This window comes from Calothrix sp. NIES-2100, assembly GCF_963875285.1.
Taxonomy (GTDB): Bacteria; Cyanobacteriota; Cyanobacteriia; order Cyanobacteriales; family Nostocaceae; genus Aulosira.
This window is the reverse complement of record NZ_CAWNLA010000001.1, coordinates 6,118,644-6,138,174: the sequence shown is the minus strand read 5'-3', so window position 1 is coordinate 6,138,174 and position 19,531 is coordinate 6,118,644. Positions and strand designations below refer to the sequence as shown.

The 19,531-nt window shown below is 39.7% G+C and carries 18 protein-coding genes and 2 tRNA genes; 8 read left to right on the top strand and 12 right to left on the bottom strand.

Annotated features, from left to right (window positions below):
* Window positions 1-137: 137 nt before the first annotated feature.
* Together AACU32_RS24920 and AACU32_RS24915 are read right to left on the bottom strand one after the other, a co-directional pair.
* Complete coding sequence (locus AACU32_RS24920) at window positions 138-419, bottom strand: hypothetical protein (protein WP_096603875.1); 282 nt, start codon at window positions 417-419, stop codon at window positions 138-140.
* 145 nt (window positions 420-564) lie between these two features.
* On the bottom strand, window positions 565-1,503 hold the full coding sequence (locus AACU32_RS24915) for an NAD-dependent epimerase/dehydratase family protein (protein ID WP_096603874.1): 939 nt from the start codon (window positions 1,501-1,503) through the stop codon (window positions 565-567).
* A 177-nt stretch (window positions 1,504-1,680) separates the two neighbouring features.
* On the opposite strand from AACU32_RS24915, the gene AACU32_RS24910 reads away from it, so the two are divergent.
* Window positions 1,681-1,842, top strand: coding sequence for a hypothetical protein (locus tag AACU32_RS24910; protein WP_339378251.1), 162 nt, complete (start codon window positions 1,681-1,683; stop codon window positions 1,840-1,842).
* A 192-nt stretch (window positions 1,843-2,034) separates the two neighbouring features.
* Here the strand turns inward: AACU32_RS24910 and AACU32_RS24905 are convergent, their stop codons facing one another.
* The 6 genes from AACU32_RS24905 to murA all read right to left on the bottom strand — a co-directional run bounded on the left by AACU32_RS24905 (window position 2,035) and on the right by murA (window position 8,572).
* Complete coding sequence (locus AACU32_RS24905; RefSeq protein ID WP_096603873.1) at window positions 2,035-2,835, bottom strand: WecB/TagA/CpsF family glycosyltransferase; 801 nt, start codon at window positions 2,833-2,835, stop codon at window positions 2,035-2,037.
* Between the two features lie 869 nt (window positions 2,836-3,704).
* Entirely contained in the window at window positions 3,705-3,977 is a 273-nt protein-coding gene (locus AACU32_RS24900; protein WP_096608164.1) for a hypothetical protein, read from the bottom strand.
* Between the two features lie 676 nt (window positions 3,978-4,653).
* Window positions 4,654-4,737 (bottom strand) — tRNA-Leu (locus AACU32_RS24895).
* Between the two features lie 103 nt (window positions 4,738-4,840).
* Complete coding sequence (locus AACU32_RS24890; RefSeq protein ID WP_339378250.1) at window positions 4,841-5,935, bottom strand: alpha-hydroxy acid oxidase; 1,095 nt, start codon at window positions 5,933-5,935, stop codon at window positions 4,841-4,843.
* 273 nt (window positions 5,936-6,208) lie between these two features.
* Window positions 6,209-7,081 (bottom strand): M48 family metallopeptidase, encoded by an 873-nt coding sequence (locus tag AACU32_RS24885; RefSeq protein ID WP_096603871.1) that lies wholly within the window; start codon window positions 7,079-7,081, stop codon window positions 6,209-6,211.
* A gap of 111 nt (window positions 7,082-7,192) precedes the next feature.
* Window positions 7,193-8,572 carry a UDP-N-acetylglucosamine 1-carboxyvinyltransferase gene (gene murA / locus AACU32_RS24880; RefSeq protein ID WP_096603870.1) on the bottom strand — a complete coding sequence of 460 codons (1,380 nt, stop codon included), beginning with the start codon at window positions 8,570-8,572 and terminating at the stop codon, window positions 7,193-7,195.
* 308 nt (window positions 8,573-8,880) lie between these two features.
* On the opposite strand from murA, the gene AACU32_RS24875 reads away from it, so the two are divergent.
* Together AACU32_RS24875 and AACU32_RS24870 are read left to right on the top strand one after the other, a co-directional pair.
* Window positions 8,881-8,962: transfer RNA gene (locus AACU32_RS24875), tRNA-Leu, on the top strand.
* Between the two features lie 77 nt (window positions 8,963-9,039).
* Complete coding sequence (locus AACU32_RS24870) at window positions 9,040-9,822, top strand: TrmH family RNA methyltransferase (protein ID WP_096603869.1); 783 nt, start codon at window positions 9,040-9,042, stop codon at window positions 9,820-9,822.
* A gap of 3 nt (window positions 9,823-9,825) precedes the next feature.
* On the opposite strand, the gene AACU32_RS24865 is transcribed toward AACU32_RS24870, so the two are convergent.
* The 3 genes from AACU32_RS24865 to AACU32_RS24855 all read right to left on the bottom strand — a co-directional run bounded on the left by AACU32_RS24865 (window position 9,826) and on the right by AACU32_RS24855 (window position 11,196).
* Complete coding sequence (locus tag AACU32_RS24865; RefSeq protein WP_096603868.1) at window positions 9,826-10,071, bottom strand: hypothetical protein; 246 nt, start codon at window positions 10,069-10,071, stop codon at window positions 9,826-9,828.
* Window positions 10,072-10,400: 329 nt separating this feature from the next.
* A complete protein-coding gene (locus tag AACU32_RS24860; protein WP_339378249.1) occupies window positions 10,401-10,988 on the bottom strand; it encodes an acyl-CoA thioesterase in 588 nt (195 codons plus the stop codon).
* Window positions 10,939-11,196 carry a hypothetical protein gene (locus tag AACU32_RS24855; protein WP_096603866.1) on the bottom strand — a complete coding sequence of 86 codons (258 nt, stop codon included), beginning with the start codon at window positions 11,194-11,196 and terminating at the stop codon, window positions 10,939-10,941. Before AACU32_RS24855 ends, AACU32_RS24860 begins: the two co-directional genes overlap by 50 nt.
* A gap of 607 nt (window positions 11,197-11,803) precedes the next feature.
* Between AACU32_RS24855 and AACU32_RS24850 the strand changes: the two genes are divergently transcribed.
* A complete protein-coding gene (locus AACU32_RS24850; RefSeq protein WP_096603865.1) occupies window positions 11,804-12,118 on the top strand; it encodes an S-layer protein in 315 nt (104 codons plus the stop codon).
* A gap of 98 nt (window positions 12,119-12,216) precedes the next feature.
* Here AACU32_RS24850 and AACU32_RS24845 read toward each other — a convergent pair whose 3' ends face one another.
* Window positions 12,217-13,569, bottom strand: a complete 1,353-nt coding sequence (locus AACU32_RS24845; RefSeq protein WP_096603864.1) for a tetratricopeptide repeat protein — start codon at window positions 13,567-13,569, stop codon at window positions 12,217-12,219.
* A 2,529-nt stretch (window positions 13,570-16,098) separates the two neighbouring features.
* Here AACU32_RS24845 and AACU32_RS24840 point away from each other — a divergent pair.
* From AACU32_RS24840 to AACU32_RS24825, 4 genes are all read left to right on the top strand, one after another.
* A complete protein-coding gene (locus tag AACU32_RS24840) occupies window positions 16,099-16,323 on the top strand; it encodes a hypothetical protein (protein ID WP_339378248.1) in 225 nt (74 codons plus the stop codon).
* Window positions 16,324-16,489: 166 nt separating this feature from the next.
* Complete coding sequence (locus AACU32_RS24835; protein WP_096603862.1) at window positions 16,490-16,801, top strand: hypothetical protein; 312 nt, start codon at window positions 16,490-16,492, stop codon at window positions 16,799-16,801.
* A gap of 117 nt (window positions 16,802-16,918) precedes the next feature.
* Window positions 16,919-17,179: a hypothetical protein gene (locus AACU32_RS24830; protein ID WP_096603861.1), complete on the top strand. Its 261-nt coding sequence runs from the start codon at window positions 16,919-16,921 to the stop codon at window positions 17,177-17,179.
* Between the two features lie 190 nt (window positions 17,180-17,369).
* Window positions 17,370-19,520 carry a peptidase domain-containing ABC transporter gene (locus AACU32_RS24825; protein WP_096603860.1) on the top strand — a complete coding sequence of 717 codons (2,151 nt, stop codon included), beginning with the start codon at window positions 17,370-17,372 and terminating at the stop codon, window positions 19,518-19,520.
* Window positions 19,521-19,531 lie beyond the last annotated feature (11 nt).

Below are 19,531 nucleotides of genomic sequence, written 5' to 3'. Positions count from 1 at the left end.
GACTATATTGATTTCCAGGTAAACAATATGAGCCAACACAATTGTTTGTACTTGCTTGCTGCCGTCGTATATAAGCTTACAAGCTGAACTCAGGATTTTCCTAAATGTGTGTACCAACTTCATAGTTACTTCATAAGTTATGAAGGGGTTTTTACACAATTATGACATTTTCTGTAAATATATTTAAAGTCATGATAAGTTTTGAAAAAGGGGTCAGCGGCGCGATCGCCAGCAATTTCTCTCTTCACAGCTTCAAGATCATCCTTAATAGAGTAGTCATCAGCTATCTCTAGCCTTGAATATGAGGCTAAAACACTAGCCAGTGTTTCACACAGATAGTTTGCACACTCGTAGCTCTTAATCATGACTGACCACAAAGGTTGTAATGTTCCCGCTACATCTGGTATAATTAAATGCATTTATTGATGTTTTTCACTCATCTCAAAACCTCCAAGACGTTGAATGCTGAGAGGAAAACGGACAAGGCGTTGCTTTTTAGTCTGGTTTAGCCTCCGCTTTCCAGCGCCCGAATAAAATTCGAGAGTCAATGACGACGGCTATGTTCTATGAATATTCCATCAGTAATGATTCAACTAAAAGACGGATACCAGATGCAACTGACCATTGAGGTTTAAAATCTAACAGCGAGATTAATTTTGTGATATCGGCCTGAGAATCTTGAATATCTCCAGGTCTAGAAGCCTTCAAGTGAATTTTTGAGTTTGACTGATGACAGCAGTTTTGCAAAATATCCACAAGCTCAAGCAACGAAGTTCTTTGACCGGTACCAACATTGCAACTGAGACATAAACCTTGGGGAAGAGCAATAGTTAGAGCTTTGGTAAAAGCGACGGCTACATCTTTGACGTAGATGAAATCTCTTGTTTGCGATCCATCCCCATAAATTGTGATGGGAAGACCATTTTGGATTGCTGTACTAAAGATAGAAATCACACCAGAGTAAGATGAATTGGGATCTTGGCGAGGCCCAAATACATTGAACAGTCTTAGTGCAATAAAAGATATCCCGAGATTTTCCGCAAATAAATTAGCATATTGTTCGCTAACTAATTTCTGCAATCCATAAGGAGAAATTGGGGCTGTTGGTTGTTCTTCTTTGATCGGTAACTGGGTTTTATTTCCATATACAGCTGCTGAGCTAGCAAATACTAGTCGAGGTATGTTTAAGGTTTGACACAGTAACAGCACTGCAATCATTGCTGTCACATTGTTGTGATGAGACTCTAGCGGTTGGTTCCACGATTGGGTAACAGATGGGGTTGCTGCTAAATGGGCAATTCCATCGATTGGCTGCGGAAAATCTTCTGGTTGGCAGTCTAGTATGTTTTTGAGCAATAATTTCAGATGAGGATGCTCAGGCAGGTTTTTTAAACTACCTGTACTCAGGTTGTCAACTATAGTAACATTGTGACCTGCTGTTAACAGTTGTTCGGTGAGATGAGAGCCTATAAAACCCGCGCCTCCAGTAACAAGAAAATGCATAACTAAACTTTAATTTGTAAGTAGAGGCTGAATCTTCACAGAAGATAAATGCTCTATATCTAATCTATTTACCTTTAACCAAGTATGCATAGATATAGGCAGTCTCTGTCTTATTATAGACTTCACCAGTGTTTTATTCTCCTCTTAACAGACTGCGTAATATCCTCACAAAAGACCATGCCAACTACAGTTTGTATTGCCAAAATTGCTAGATTTTTTTCTAGCTTTTATGGTAACCAGATGTCATCTGCATGTAGAAGGGCATTGCTCAACGATAGAAAACCCACCCTAACAACAATCCTCATATTCCAATTAGACTTGTTAGCAAAAATCATTTAATGTCTACGCTATGCCCCAAGTACAATCTGTTTGTGTATTTCCAAAAGCCTTGCCACTACACTACTGCTTAACAGTCCCATCTACTTGAATGATGAGTATTGATTACTCATTGATTTAGCTACTTTGAAACTTTTAGGATCTGTGCTTGCAAAATAAAAATACTACCTTGGATAGTTGCGCAAACATGATTCTTCATTCTCCAGATCCGTCAACGAAGGCTTCTGCAACACCACGGCTTGATGACAGTATTTGTTTAGTCGCCAGCCACATAAACGGTGGAATCGTTGTCATATAGCGTCCCCACAGTCGCCGTGGTTCTTGAATCCAGCGATAAAGCCATTCAAATCCTAATTCTCTAACTATACGAGGCGCTCGTTTGTGAATTCCGGCGTAAACTGGGAAAACTCCACCGAGTCCAATCATGACAGCTTGAATTTTTCCTTTATGCTGGGCCATCCATTTTTCTTGTTTGGGACATCCTAGAGATACAAATACTAAACCAGCACCACTAGCATTAATTTTCTTGCTCAAAGCTGCGTCTTCAGTTTCGGTTAGGGGGCGAAAAGGTAAGGGTTCCATCGCCGCTATTTTGAGTTTGGGAAATTCCCTCTCTAGTCTTTTTCGCATTCTCGAGAGAATTTCTGTTTGCGAACCGAGGAAGTAAACACTTAAGTTTTGTTTTTGAGCTAGCTTACATAATGCTTGTAAGATATCCATCCCCGCTACGCGATCTTGGGAACGCGCACCCATCAACCGCATCATCCACACTAGAGGCATACCGTCAGGAGTAACGACATCTGCATTTTTTACTACACTAGCAAACTCTGGATTCCAATGAGCTTCCATGAGCATGTGTACATTGGCTACGCATACTGTTTTACTCTCGCGGACAATCCCCCAATTTATGATCGTTTGCATCTGCTCTTCAAATCGTAAGGCAGTAATGGGAAAATCCAGAACTTCTTGTGTCGGTAACATCGCTATCTCTCGCATAAATTCCTCCTAGTGTCAAAGACAAAAATTATCAACATCAACTAGTACATTTCCAACTGTGAATCAATTAGGTGGTACTATTGCTGATTTTCTTCCTTAGCTTATGGCATGGTCTGGCTCATACACATGGAGATGCAATAGCTCTATCAGTAAATTCTGGTAACCCTGGTATTTTGTAAATATATACCACCGTATATAAGCTTACACGCTGTCATAAGGATTTTCCTAAATAAAAAAATAAACTTCATACTTACTTCATAATTAATTTACCGTATATTCATGGGAAGATTACATTTTTTGTAAAGTTGCTTTACTCGCTATATTTTTAAATAGTTATTTGGTTATCGAATGACCTTTGGAGCAGACCATCAAGTGTTTTTTGATGAATATATAAAGATGGTCAAGCAAAATTATTTATAACAAAAAAACGAAAAATGGTTAAATAATGGTTAATAAGTATGCTGCTGGCTAAATATTTAATGAATAGTATTCAGTCTGATTACTTACTGATGATTTCTCCAGATTGAGCCACTTCTGGTTGGCTAAAATGTAATCAGGATAAAATTAAGTTATCTAACATTAAAATACAGATATATATCTACATGTAACCATCTGTAGTAATAAAAAAATATATATAATAAATGACTATGTTCGCCATTTGAATTTTTGCTGAATCAAACGTCTCAAAGGCTTATCTAACAAGCTTTTTTGCTGATTGGGCGGAAGACTAAAAACTAATTTACTACTGTTTTTTAACTAAAAAGTTAGCTTTAATAAGCCCTAATATTAATTGACATCTATCTTAATGATGATTTGAAGAATACCTCATTACAATTTATATGTTTTCCCGATTAGTTAATAATATTTTTTTATATAAAAAAACTTTGATTTTTACTAGTATAATTAGTAATTTTTGCCAATAAAAAAATTTGTTTTTGTGTTTTCAAAAACATAAAAAAGGAGAAGATAAACTTATCTTCTCCCTGGCGATTATTTTTAATATCGTCTGCTTTTTTCTCTTCCTTGAGCCTTTGGCGCAACATCTGTCTTTGTTTTTTAAGTTGCCTTTTTCTGGCTGAACCACCTTTACCTTTATCATTTCTTCCTTCTCGTCGGGGAGATTCCCATCTCTTTAATCTCATAATCTTTCCTTTAATCATTAATGACTATTATATATTATAGATATCTTGATTAACAAATTTGAATGGATCATCTAGGGTATGGTATGAACACTTTAAGCATAAATACATAGGCAGGTAATAGTAAATTATACTTTTATCCATACGTATGAATTATGTACTCGGTATATATTGCTACTATTTTTCATTTCCAGCCATATTAACTTGAGTTCGACGAGTGCTGTATTGATTTGCCTTCAGCCCCTCTATTAATAAGTCAGGGATTTTGTGAAAGTTATTCAAAATTAGCCGACCTAATTTATTTGACGCTCAACGAGTATTGATTTTTTAATGTGACGAAATTTCCCATGACGCTTAGATTGAAATATGCTAACGGCGGGATTTTAGGCTAATGGGGGGTATTAACCCCTATATGTGAGATGCATATTTGTAGTAATCGGAGTCAGGTTGAGGTTCATCGAACTGAGGTAATACGAATATTGAGGTTTGCAGTTTTAGAATTGGATAGAGTTTGGTAATGTATGCAAGTAATAGACGCGTTTTCTAATTAATAGTTTCCGTTTCTTTAAAAAAAATATTTATCAACAGTTGAGTAGTTGATATCTTTAGCTTCTATGTCTGATCTAGTCACATAGCAAGCAGATAATTTAAGAATATTGTTAACTTATTTGTTTTACAGTGGGCAGGAGGAGAATCGAACTCCTATGACCGCAAGGTCGCCACATTTTGAGTGTGGTGCGTCTACCAGTTTCGCCACCCGCCCTTGGATGGAACTTTCCTATTATAGTCTATTGATGTGGTTGTGACAAGTACTAATAATTATTGAGAGATGAGGGAAACCAGCGCTAGGGATTGGAAGAAAGACCCTAACCCTGGGGAGGGGTAATTAAAGAAGGATCAATATCCTGTAGCGTTTGACAGCCACTTAAGGCCATAGCTAGGCTTAACTCATGTTCTAGCAGGGAGAGGATATGAGATACACCACCAATTCCTGCTACAGCTAGTCCCCATAAGATTGGGCGACCGATGAGTACAGCTTTTGCGCCTAATGCTAAGCCTTTGAGAATATCTGTACCCCGGCGAATACCTCCATCTAACAGCACTTCAGCTCTACTATCTACAGCAGCGACAATCTCTGCTAAAGCGTCTAAAGATGCGATCGCCCCATCTAATTGTCTGCCACCATGATTAGATACCACAATTGCTTTAACTCCACACTCCACTGCACGCACAGCATCATCCCCACGCAATATACCTTTTATTACTAAAGGTAGAGGACAAATTGATTGCAACCATGCTAAATCTTTCCATGTTAAGGCTGGGTTGAGTTGCTGGGCAAAGTAAGTAAATAAGCCAGATTCCCCTGGGGCATGGGGAATATCTAAGTCGGAGACAGTTGCAAGATTGGCTGCGTGTAAACCTAGAGGTAAGGAAAATTCGTTTCGGCGATCGCGTTCTCTTTGTCCCAGTACCGGCGCATCTACCGTTAGACATAATGCTTTGTAACCTGCGGTATAAGCTCTTTCGACTAAGGCGCGAGTTAAACTCTTATCTTTATGAATATAAAGCTGGAACCATTGCAGAGCATTGGGAAAATTTTGCCGCACAGCTGCGACTTCTTCAATAGTTTTAGTGGCTAAGGTACTCAAAATCATCCCGACACCTGCTGAAGCCGCAGCTGTGGCTGTGGCGATTTCGCCATCTGGATGAGCCAGACATTGAAAAGCCATTGGTGCTATTAGTAAAGGTAGTTCTAGCGGTTGTCCTAATATAGATGTAGTTAAGTTGCGATCGCTCACATCTACTAACATTCGCGGTCGAAGTTTAATCCGCTCAAATGCAGCGCGGTTATCTCGTAATGTGATTTCATCCCACGCACCGCTACTGTAGTAATCCAGCGCCATCTGCGACAGGTGTTGTTTTGCTAGCTGTTCGTATTCAAAGAGGTTTATCGGTTGCAAGTGATTGTCGCCTAAGTGTGAAATATTTTTAGGATCTCACGCAAAGGCGCATTCGGCAAAGCCGTTCCCGTTCGCGCAGCGTCTCCGTCAGGAGAAGGGTAGACGCAAAGAAGAGTGAAAAGCTGTATTTTCTTCTATTGACTGTTGACTTAGGCATCTGCGGGTTAATAGTGTCCCAACCAGACGGGTTTCGACTCCGCTCAACCCTCAGTGGTCGAGAGTTGAGCGGAGTCGAAACTAGATTTACTGGTACTTTATTTTCATGCAAGTCCCTTACCAGTTACGCCATCCACCTTTAGATGTAACTTCTTTAGACTCAAGCCCGTGATTATGCAATAAATTTTGATATTCTTTACTACTTGCCCAACGGTCAATTTCTCTGGCACGGAGTACTGGTACGGGATGAGTTAATTGGGCGGTGCGGGCGACTTTTACCATTTCACCTAGTTCTGTCTTACTAATATCATCGTAGGCGCGAGCTTGAGCCACAAAGGCATCAAGGTTGAGTTGGGGTGCTAAGTTGGGGGAACCACCTGCTAGTTTCATTAAAACTGACATGACTACTTTGGGATTTTGGGTAGCTAGCAAGGCGGCGCGATCGCAGGTAAACTCAGCACAGCGTACCCATTCTAAAAGCTGTGTCTGGATTACTTGGGCGATCGCCGCTCCCACGTTCGGCAGGATTGCTGCTGCTAATATTAATAAATTTACAGGAGTTAGGTAAACGCTGTGGTCACATTTGAGGTGTCCTAACTCATGGGCAATTACTGCCTGAATTTCCTCTGGTGTGAGCATATCAATTAAAGAGGTATGCAGTACCACAAAAGGCTGCTGACCCCGCATAGCAAAGGTGTAGGCGTTAGGGGCTGGGTGTTGCCTAATGTACAATTGGGGAGGCTCTATATCTAATACTTTGCAAGCTTCTAATAACAGTTGGTGTAAATCTGGTAGTTGTTTTTCACCCACGAGAACGCTAGAGGCAATATTTTCCACATAGAAAATCTGCTCTGCCATTGGCCCGAGCCAATTCCGCACCATCATATCCAAACCTGGTATCTGCTTGAGAGCTTTAGTAGCTTCCAAGTCTAATGGATGACGAAAGGAGTCAGCTTTTAAACCAATCAGCGGCGTTTTTAATAATGACATGGTGTAACGAGCTTGAAAATAATCGCAATATGGAACGCTGCTAATTAGATCAACAGCCTCCCTAAAGCTAGTATAACGATTAAGTAAGGGTGGGCATTGCCCACCTACCTACTATGTCGTTATGGATGCGGGAGAGTTGCTAGGGCTGGGGGTCAGTTCTCCATCTGTGGATGGTTCATTGACGCGGACGATTTTCGCGCCCAATTGCTGCAACTTCAGATCCAGTTGATCGTAGCCGCGATCGAGGTGGTGCAATCCCTGAATTGTCGTTGTGCCTTCTGCTGCCAAACCAGCTAAGACTAGGGCTGCGGATGCCCGCAGATCTGTGCCTAATACTGGTGCGCCTGATAACATCGGCACTCCCCGGACAAAGGCTGTGTTGCCTTTGACGCGAATATCTGCCCCTAAGCGATTTAACTCAGAAGCATGACGTAAGCGATTTTCAAACACAGATTCGTTAATCAAGCTGTCGCCTTCTGCCAAAGTCAGCAAAGCCATAAATGGCGCTTGCATATCTGTGGGAAAGCCGGGATGGGGTAGGGTTTCGATATCGGTAGCTTTGAGGCTGGCGGCTGGTAGGATACGTAAGATATCAGACGCTTCCTCAATGATGGTCACGCCAATGTCACGTAATTTGGCAATTACTGGAATTAAATGATCTGCACACACTCGAGAAAGAGTCAGTTCTGAGCGTGTAATTGCGCCAGCGACTAAAAAGGTTCCAGCTTCAATGCGATCGGGTATGATGCTGTATTCTACTGAATGCAACTTGGGAACCCCAACGATTGTAATCGTACTAGAACCAGCACCTTGAATTTTGGCTCCCATCGCGTTACAGAAATTTGCCAGATCGACTACTTCCGGTTCGCGTGCGGCATTTTCGATGATCGTTTCGCCATCAGCTAGGGTAGCAGCCATCATCAATGTTTCTGTTGCTCCCACACTGGGAGTGTCCAGATAAATTCTGGCTCCTTTTAATCTGCCATTGCTTCCAGGAACATAGGCATTACAAATGCCATGCTCTATCTGGACTTCGGCTCCCATCGCTTGCAGTCCTCGGACATGCAAATCAACCGGTCTAGCACCAATTGCACAACCTCCTGGTAATGGCATCTGAGCTACTCCCAGACGTGCCAAAATTGGGCCAATGGCAAAAAAACTTGCCCGCAGTTGGGTAACTAATTCGTAGGGAGCTTTAGATGTGCTAATTTCTCTGGCATTGATGTCTAAAGTATCACCATTTCTGCTTAAGTTAACACCCAAAGCTGATAAAACCTGACCCATTCGTTCCACATCCGCTAATAAGGGGACATTACGAATGCGACAGTCGCCTGAACATAGCAAGGTTCCAGCCATGATTACCAATGCTGAATTTTTAGCCCCGCTAATTTTTACATGACCTCGCAAAGGATGCCCTCCCCAAATTTGCAAGACTGAGGAGTCTGCTTCAAGAGAGGATTTGGCATCTGGTAAGCTGCTAGAAGGAATAATAAGCCTACCTCCAGAATAAATACGTCAATTTTAAAGGGTTGAAGTTGGTTTTGATTCTACAGTAAAGATTTGATTTGTCTACATTTTGTACCTGGATCTGGGATAAATAAAAGGTGGTTTTCGGTTGATGCTAAAGGCTGAAAGATAATAGGGGTAAGCTTTATAGGAATTTAAAAATTCTTCAGACAACAAAAACTTAAAATTCTTTCCTTGGCAAAACTCTATACTCGGTAAAAACTGGACACATGACTTGACAAATATTGATAAATGAGCAATAATTGGAAATTGTCAATAATAAATAAGTGCCAGCGGAACTGGCGGAATTGGCAGACGCGCTAGATTCAGGTTCTAGTGCCGCAAGGCTTCCGGGTTCAAGTCCCGGGTTCCGCATCAAAAAAGCGAAAAGATGAAAGATAAAGGATGAAAGAAAAAACTTTATCCTTCATCCTTCATACTTCATCTTTCCCATGTTGACAAGTTTACAAAATTCCTTAGTCAAGCAAATTCGCAAATTGCACTCCGCGAAGGAGCGACACAAGCAGCAATTATTTTTATTAGAAGGGACACATCTGTTAGAGGAAGCTTGTGCGGTCAATTATCCCTTAGTGGCGGTGTGTTGTACACCAGAATGGCAAACAGCCCATCCTGTACTTTGGGAAGAAGCTTGTAGTCGATGCGATCGCGCGGAAATTGTGAGTGCAGAAATTTTAGAGGCGATCGCAACTACAGTACAACCAGATGGTGTAGTCGCCACAGCTTTAAAGAGCGATCGCGCCTCTCAATTACCTCTGACTGGTATTTTACTAGCAGTGGAAACTTTGCAAGATCCCGGCAATCTCGGTACGATTATTCGCACAGCAGCAGCTGCGGGAGCCTCAGGTCTGTGGCTGAGTGGGGATAGTGTAGATTTAGATAACCCCAAAGTTTTACGTGCTTCTGCTGGACAGTGGTTTCGTCTAGCAATGGCCGTGACAGAGAATTTAAAAGCGACAATTCAAACAAGTCAGCAAGGGGGTATGCAAGTCATCGCCACCTTACCCAGCGCGACTTTAACTTACTGGGAAGTAGACTGGCGCAAACCCAGCTTAATTTTATTGGGAAATGAAGGTGCTGGTTTATCAGCAGAAATCGCCGCAATGGCAGATCAGCAAGTAAAAATTCCTCTAAGTCCCGGCGTAGAGTCTTTGAATGTGGCGATCGCCGCAGCTTTAATGTTATACGAAGCCCAACGGCAAAAAATTCAGCAATAAAGATTATTTTTGGCGTTGGGCTAAGTATTGCTCAATATCTGCCACTGCATCTTCAAAGGCTGCTATATCAATAGATGCTAAATCGTCCTCTTCTTGAGCTAGTTGAGCATCACTGACACTTCCATCATCGAATCCTGGCTTGGCTTGATCCTCAGGACGTTTTTCTTGTAAGATATTTTCTAATTCGTCCAAGGCTGCTTGAAACTCTTGAGCGGCGGTTTGGCGTTCTTCTTGCTGATGTTGCTCCATAATCTTAACCTGGAAATCTGAATTTACTAGCATCATCTTGAGTGTGGTTACTACAGCTTAATCTTTAGCATATTTCACATTATTGTCTAGACTATCAGGAATAATTTTCCTCACCTGTATCAAATTTACATATTTATGCGTCGGTTGTCATTGGGCATTGGGCACTTGTACTGAGCGAAGTCGTTCGCGGAGCGTCTCGTTCGCGCAGCGTCTCCCCTTGGGAGAAGAGAAGTATTGGGCATTTGTCTTCATTATCTCCCGACACTCCCGACACTCCCTTGTCCCCCTTGCCCCCTCATCTCCCTATTCTCCATTTCCAGATCATTAAATTAGCTCTGATATTGAAGACTGAAATCCTCACTAAGAGTTTGCTGAAATTTCTCTAACATTAGCTTGGGAATTGGTCGTGGACGCATTGTTTTCGCATCCACCCACACCCACAGCGCTTCGGCTGTGACTAACAAATCCTCTTGGTCTTGTTTACGGATTTCGTATTTTCGGAAAGCGCGAGTACCCCGTATTTCCCTCAACCAGGTGGTGACTTCTAAAGTATCACCTGCAACTGCTGGACGCAGATAATCAATTTCCACCCGCCGCATGACAAATACACCGCCTGATTTTTGGTAGACATCTAAGTTTAGGCCCAAGTGTTCTGAATGTTCAATAGCTGCTTGTTCTAAATAGTTTTGGTAGACGGCGTTGTTCACATGTCCGAGAGCATCCATCTCGTAGTGTCGAACCCTGAGTAGAGTTTTGAATATTTGCATGGTTGAGACAAATTTGAGATTTTCGTTACAGCGTCTTGGGAAGAAGCTAAACCATTTTAAACCCAAGTTGAAACCAAAGTAGGCGATCGCTTGTTTGCTTTCAACCTGATTGGTCTTTCTGCGGTTGACTGGGTGTACACCACTGAGCAATTAATTCAATTTTTGCCTGCTGCATCAATTTCTGAACTTGCGACTGATTGCAACCATAGGTAGATGTTAACAATTGCTCAGCTTGTTTTTTGGCTTCATCAGCAGAAACACCAAAAGTCATGATTTCTTCTTCTTGGTGACCTGTAAGACTCTCAATTGGAATCATGCAAACATAGTGTGGTTGATTAGATCTGATTTGTTGCACCATTTTTTCTCTCCTTACCTCATAAATCAGTATTAGCCCATGTTTAATATAGTTATCATCTAGTTTCAGAGCAATATTCCTGAAAATTCTCCATATTGCAGAGCTTGCTATAGGTAAGTCAGTCCTGCGTTAAGAATTTTTTCAAATACGCGATCATTCGTCTTATTAATAGTTATCTATGAGAAAATATATTGAGTTAAAAAATATCTTTTGGAAATTTAGGCAGCGATCGCCCGAAGGGAAAGTATTGCTTAATTTAAATATTGATTAGCTATTCAAGCCTAGTGAGTATATTCAAGCAAATACTCTCCAAAATCAAATTTTCGTGAATTAGTACAGACTAAATTAATCGAGTCTGCTACATCAGATATAAAAATTGGAGGTTATCAAATGGCTTTTCGCAATAATACATTCACCAATATATGGCAAAAAATTCAACAGGATTCAGTTAGTTGGGGATCTATCACATTATGGATCGGCGGGTTGCTTGTCGTGATCATCACACTAACAATGTTTGCTAACATTTTAGATTAGCTATCAGACTAGAATTTGATTTTTGAAATAAATCTAGTTAGGGCTATACCTAAGATATGTATACTGTGGTGGATTAATGAAAAACAAAATTCTGGCATTAGTGTTATTACTAACCAATATTGGTTTAGTTAATCCAGCAAAGGCTCAAGAGTCTATTAATAGTGAACCTGCTAAATCCAATCAAGTGATTAATGCTTGCATTCAGAATCAAGCAGAGACTTTAGCAAACCCCTTTACCGATGTGCCATCAGATCATTGGGCTTTTAAAGCAGTGATGACTATGCACTATTGCGGAGCGTTTCGTCAAGCTACACCACCTGCTTTATTTCAGCAACTAAAACCAACTGAAAATCCACCACAACCGCCAGAAAAACAGCAGTTTCAACAATAGATAATATTTCATTGTTTGTAATGAGGAATAAAGTTCTCATTACAAATTTATTCACCCTAATCTGGTTGGATTAGTGGAGCCTGAGTCAGGGCTATAGCTTAAAATTTCGCACCTAATTTGTGTAGATATTGCCACATTTGTTGTGCTTGTATTTCGTCTCCTAAAGATTTATAAATTTTGTATGCTTGATAGCAATAGTAAATTGCTTCTTGATAACGGTTTAATTTTTTCAGAGTCGCGCTGAGAGTAAGTGATATTTGCGCTTCTTCACAATTGTTTTTTCTTTCTTGAGCTAGCATGAGGGCATGTTGTAAAAATTCCCTTGATTCAGAGAATTGACCTTCACCGTAATATATAACCCCAATATTAAATAGCAATTGTTGTTGACTGTGTTTAACTCCAATATCCTGGACAATTTCTAAAGACTGTTTATAGTATGCTAAAGCATGATCATTTCTCCCTAATTGTTGGTATGTAGCGCCTATTCTAGCAAGTGCAGATGCTTCACCTAATTGATTTCCTGTTCGGCGGCTAATACCTAAAGATTCTATATTGTATTCAATTGCTTGCTCAAGCAAATTTGTTTGGCTACACACATCACTTAAGCCTTGCAAAATTGCACTGCGGACTCTTTGCTCACCAATCTTAGAGGAAATCTCTAGGGCTGTTGTTAAAAAATCCATTGCTTTTTCATACTCACCAATCCCTCTATGTGCTTGGCCGAGAATGTGAAGACTAATCATCACCAGGTTTTGATTTTCAATTTCTCTGGCGAGCAAGAGTGATTGATTACAAGAAATAATTGCTTTTTGCCACTGCTGTAACTGAAGATAAATACCTCCAAGATTAACGAGTGAGTCTCCTGTAAATTTAATATCTTCCATTTGTTGAGCAATTAGGAGAGCCTTTTGTTCATACTCAAGTGCTTTTTGATAATTTCCTAGACACTGGTAAACATTTGCCAACGATCCTAAAGCACTTTTTTCACAGCTAAGCTCATTTAATTCGCAACTAATTACCAACTGATTTTGGAAGTATTCAATTGCTTTTTGATACTGTCCGAGATTTTGATAATTAGTTCCTAATCCCCATATAGCTGCTATTTGTAATACTCTATTACCTGTGTTGTAAGTAATATTTAGCAGTTGGTTAAAATATTTAATTGAATCATGATATTGACTGAGTTGAATATAACAATTGCCTAGGTTGTATAAAGCAACTTCCTGCCAATCTGCCGCATTTATTTGCTGAGATAAAGCAAGTAACAGCTTATGGTATTGTAAAGCTTGCGAAAACTCAAATAATTTTTCGTATGTAGCTGCTAGCTGGCTCAAGCAAGTAAGTTCTTCTTGCTGATTTTGGCTTTGTCGGCTAATCGACAATTTCTCCAAATAATAAGTAAGTTTTCGCTGGAGAATGTTTGTGAGATTTTGTTCATTTTCCTCTATCATGTTAAGTATTACAGTATATTAACTACTTTAAACATGACTGTATTGTGATGCAGCCAAGATGATTTACAGTAATACCTAGCATTTTCTAGGTATATTGTCATGTGTTAATTCAGTAAAGATTTTGTTTTGCTAGGTACAAGCAAACTATTCTAGCTGGAAAATAGGGGATTGCGGATTGGGCTGAGGCTTCCTTCGGCTACGCTCAGAGCAAGTCGCTCAGCCTAACAAGCATGGATCATAGGGGAAATGACACGCTTGTTAAGTCAAAAGTCTGGTGTTGCTCTTTGTGACTAGGAAGCAGGCAGTACAATCGATGCTTAGAAGACATCAGACAGCAATATATAGTACATCTGAAAGTGGTAGCAAGTTATTAAAGATTCAATGAAGTTAGTATTAGTGCTGGGAAGTGAAAAGTCATAAGAATTTTATTATTGGCTTTGGCAGTATTTTCTATGCTATGTACTTGACGTGCCCGTTGTACTAATTAAATCATAGTAGAATCTAGGGAAGATTGTTGTGCCCTAATGATAATCTGTTCATCATCCTGCGGGTGACGCTGCTTCACTAAGTTGCAATCTGCTGTATATTAGACATCTACATAAATTAATGTTGCGGATGAAACTTCAGCAAGCTTGGGTAGATGATGTAAAAGTTACTTTTCAGGGGCAACAATTAGAGTGCGATCGCTTCTTCAAACTTCGCGTGCAAGTTGTTAATAGTCAATAAGCTAATGGGCGCTAAAAAAGCATAACTACTAATAAGGGCTGTTAACTGTTAACTGTTGACTGTCAACGGTCAACTGTCAACAGCCCTCACGATGGATTGTGCAACTTAAAAGCAGAATAGCTTAGTCCAGAGTCCAGAGTAATTAACCTTGACCCTTGACAGCCTCAACTATAAATTAAAATACACTTGCGTAATTTCTGATTTTTTATATCAGATATAACTTCTTTAAATTGCACTTCAATCAATAGATTTGTGTGAATTTTAACTATTTGGCACTTTGGCAACTAGCCACAAGATTCACTTGATATATTGCAGAGATTACCAAGATGTTTACATTAATATACTGAAGACGGGCGCTCACCCGTCTTTTTTGCTTTTTTACTATTTGGCATTTTGGCAACTTGTGAAAATTTAGCCATGCTATTTTCATAAAGCTTGCCAGGAGGAAACCGGGTTAAAAGATAAAATAATGAGCAAATAACGGTTATTTTTATTTGTCGCCTTAATCATCCTGACAACCTATTTAATTAACTGTGTAATTTTTTCAGAGTCCAAGGTGTATTACCTCTTTCAAGCTATCTCGGCGGGATCATACCCGTCTTTTATTTTGCTTTAAATTTGTTTGAAATTAGTTTTTTCTCCAGCTGGACAATCATCGGATAATTTCTCTTATCTAGCCCCTAGCCCCGTTCGCCTGAGCGTAAAGCCTGAGCGTAGCCAAAGCCTATTCCTAGTCTCTATTTAAATTTTGATTTATACCAATTTAATGTGAAGTTGCACATATCTTGATCCCCCTAAATCCCCCTTCCCAAGGGGGACTTTGATAGATGTTTTCTGGTTCCCCCCTTAATAAGGGGGGCTAGGGGGGATCGAATTCTATGCAGCCTCATAAAAAATTGGTATTAGGTATTATCAGCTGTTCCAGGATTTGAACACATCCTAGAGGAAGATGCCTAACTAAAAAATAAAGAGTAAATTGTATCGGGATGTTGTTATGCACTGGATTTATAAGAGGTCTGGTAACCAGCCAAACCTTTTTTTTATTTGCACATTAAGAATACTGCTCAATGAAGAGAACCCGAAGGGTAACAAGTCGCGTGGCGGTCTCAACAGTTCAGATGTATCCATGCAGATCTAAAACCTGGGGTTTGTTGTTGAACAACTGCGCAATCGATCAAAAGCGATCGCGTCCATATCTCCTTATTATATTACTGATGTTCGAGGATAGGGTTTCATCACCGGGCTAGAATTGCTAGCTGATGTTGTCAAAGTTGCGATCGCAATCCTAAGTGAATGGAGTTAATATCAGGTCTTTATAAGGCTCGCACGTTAAGTTAACACAGGTGAACACTGCTAAACCCCGACTGCACGGATCTATTTACCAGCGAAGCAATGATTAATCAAAGCCGGAAATGACCTCTTTGCGTCACACCATACCATGATTCATTTGTACAGTGCCTAAGTCATATTTTATATATTTTTTTGAGAAAATCAGTACATAGAGCATTTTAGACTGCATAAATTATGTCTAATTTTTTAAAGTTAGCAAAAAATTTAGACAATTTTTTGCTAAGATTTAGTAAAGTTAATGTACCATTTATATGTAGTTTTCAGTAATGTCACTTACGTAATACAGAAACGATATTTTCTAAAATTGGTAATTAAGTTTGCAGTAAATGTAAATGACTACCTGAGGTGATTGGATATATCTTGTTAATCAAGCGAGGAGTTGAGCAGCTAATAACAAGCAATCAACTACTAGCGACAAGTAATTTCAACAATTCTCATTCAGGAGTCAATATCATGCAAGTTAACGAAAATAACCAATTATTCACCGAAGTATCTGCTGAAGAATCTGCGATTGTTAGCGGTGGAGATTCTATAGTATCTCAATTCAGCCCATCTCAAACCATCTGGGCACTTGGTGCAGCTGCATATACACAATTGACAACTGGCAATGCAGTTCTTGCTGCTTCAGTACTGAACACTCAATGGAACAGAGCTTTTAGCAGCCTCATCACATTCTAATAGTCGAGTGTAACTCTACCTAATCTTGAAGTTAGTAGTTAGGTAGCTTCTCATGGGGCATTGCCTAAACAATTTTGGAATATTACCGAAGTTTTTAGTTTTCACCTGAAAAGCTTCCACTACACCTAGATACTGGAACATTGAATCTGTTCCAGTATTTAGCTCCATGATTCGTCCTTTTAACCCGATTGTGAAAATATCCATAACTGAGCATAAGAAAAAAATGTCATCCATTGAGGAAAACTTTCTGTTTACAGAGGTAACACCTAATGAGTGTGCTCTTATTTCTGGTGGAACAAGCCAGGAAACACAATTTAACCTGAGCAATGGTAATTCTGCTTTGATTGGGGTAAACCTATCGCAATTTATATTTGCTCTTGGAGCTTATCAGTTTACACTTTTGCTGACTGGTAACAGAGAACTTGCCAATTCAGTGCTGATAAATCAATGGAATAGGGCGTTTTTTAGCTACTTCTAATTTATTCAAATATTAAACTAATAATCAGGGTTAATTCATCGGTTACAATCAAGATTTTATCTGAGAAAAAGATATTTTTTTCAGATTTTTGTAATTATTAATTTAGTAAATAGCTGAATGCACAATGCCACAGAAAAAATACTTTTATTTACCGAATTGACTCCCGAAGAAGCTGTAACTGTTATCGGCGGTAAACGCACTAATTTTAACATGGACAACTATATATTAATGCTAGGATATGGTGTTGTCTTCCGCAGCTATGGACTAATATCAAACGAAATTCAGTTTGCCTGGGACTGGACGTTTGGTTTTGGAGAAAGTTCTCGCAAAAGAAGACAGAAATTCTGTTGGGCTATATACAATCTGTCCAGAGAATAATCTTTACCTAGTCTTATGTATTTTTCGGAAGTCAGGTTTGCATAATTATGCAATTACTGTTTCCTTTTCAGGTAATAAAGTTGGCAGACATCATTAATGCTTAAGCTATCGATTTGTTTTATATTTAACGCTGAATAGTTTAGAAATTGACATCAAAAATCTGGGAAATCAAGACTCGCATCTTAACCTTATGAAATACCCTCACGTTGCACAACATAGTGAAGAAGATTGCGGTGCTGCTTGTCTCGCATCAATTGCTAAACATTACGGGCGTAATTTCACCCTCAATCACATCCGGGAAGCTGTCGGTACTGGACAATTTGGTACAACTTTACTAGGGCTGAAGCGGGGTGCAGAAACCCTAGGTTTTAATGCTCGTCCAGTCAAAACTTCGCCTGAACTGTTAGATCGAATGAATGAAGCGCCTCTACCAGCAATCATTCACTGGAAAGGACATCACTGGGTTGTTTTATATGGTAAAAAAGGCAAAAAATGTATAGTTTCCGATCCTGCTGTAGGTGTGCGTTATCTGTCTAAAACAGATTTAGCAGAGGGTTGGACGGATTGGTTAATGCTGCTACTGGAGCCAGATCCAGTGCGGTTTAGTTCTCTTGAGAGCGATCGCATCGGTGGTTTTTGGCGTTTTTTTGAGCGTGTCTGGATTTTTCGCAGCATTCTGGCGCAAGCGTTACCCCTTAACCTGCTTTTGGGATTGCTATCTTTAGCTTCGCCGTTTCTGTTACAAATTCTGACGGATGATGTACTGATTCGCGGTGATACCAAGCTGCTGACTACTATGGCGATCGCTGTGGTAGTGATGAATGTTATTTCCAGTAGCCTTTCTTGGGTACAGTCTAACTTAATCGCTCACTTTGCCCAACGCCTACAATTAGGATTAGTTCTAGAATTTGCTAAGCAAATTTTACAGTTACCTCTTGCTTATTATGAAGCCCGGCGTAGTGGCGAAATTGTCAGCAGGTTGCGAGATATCGACCAAATTAATCAGTTAGTTTCTCAAGTTGTTGTTACTCTTCCTAGTAAATTTTTTATTGCCATCATTTCTTTGGGTTTGATGGTATTTTATAGCTGGAAACTAACTGTAGTAGCTATATTCATATCTGTAGTTATGACCCTATCTACAGTGGTGTTTCAGCCTAGTTTACAACAAAAAACTCGCAATGTTTTAGTAACAGAAGCAGAAGCTCAAGGAGTTTTAGTAGAAGTATTTAAAGGCGCTTTAACTCTGAAAACTACTACCGCCTCAACACATTTTTGGGATGAGTTCCAAAGTAGATTTGGCAAAATTTCTACATTGAGTTTAGGGACAATTCAAATTGGGATTATCAATAATACATTCTCTACTTTAGTATCTGGTATTGGTAGTGTTGCTTTGCTATGGTTTGGGGGTAATTTAGTGATCAATCCCGATGAAAACTTGAGTATCGGGCAATTGTTAGCATTTAACTCGATGAATGGTAATTTTATAGGTTTAATTAGTACTGTCATCACTTTTGTAGACGAATTTACACGCGCCAAAACTGCTACGCAACGGCTCACTGAAGTGATAGATGCTACTCCAGAAAATCAGGGTGACGGGAAAAAGCCTTTCGCAAACATTCCTGAAGGTGTTGATATTGTTTGTAGTAAAGTCAATTTTCATTACGCTGGTCGGGTTGACTTATTAGAAGACTTTTCTTTAACAATTCCTGGTGGTAAAGTCATCGCTATCATTGGTAAATCTGGTTGTGGTAAAAGTACTTTAGCTAAACTTATCGCTGGGTTATATCCACTACAATCTGGGAATATTCGGATTGGACTTTATAATCTAGAAGACTTGTCTCTTGATTGTCTGCGTCAACAGGTAGTTTTAGTTCCTCAAGATGCTCATTTTTGGAGTCGTTCGATTATTGAAAACTTTCGCTTAGGCGCACCTTTTGTGACATTTGAGCAGATTGTCAGAGCTTGTCAAATTGCTGATGCTGATGAGTTTATCAGTAAATTACCTGACAAATATCAAACTATTTTGGGTGAATTTGGCGCAAATATTTCCGGCGGACAACGTCAACGATTAGCAATAGCACGGGCTATTGTTACAGATCCACCAGTGCTAATTTTAGATGAATCTACAGGGGGACTTGATCCTGTAAGTGAAGCGCAAGTTTTAGAGCGATTGTTTCAGCATCGTCAAGGTAAAACTACAATTTTAATTACTCACCGTCCCCGGGTAGTTAATCGTGCTGATTGGGTTGTTTTATTAGACCAAGGAAAGTTGAAAATTCAAGGTAATTTAGCAGATTTGCGTTCTCAAACTGGCGAACATTTAGACTTTTTAAATCCTTAATTATTGCTGGA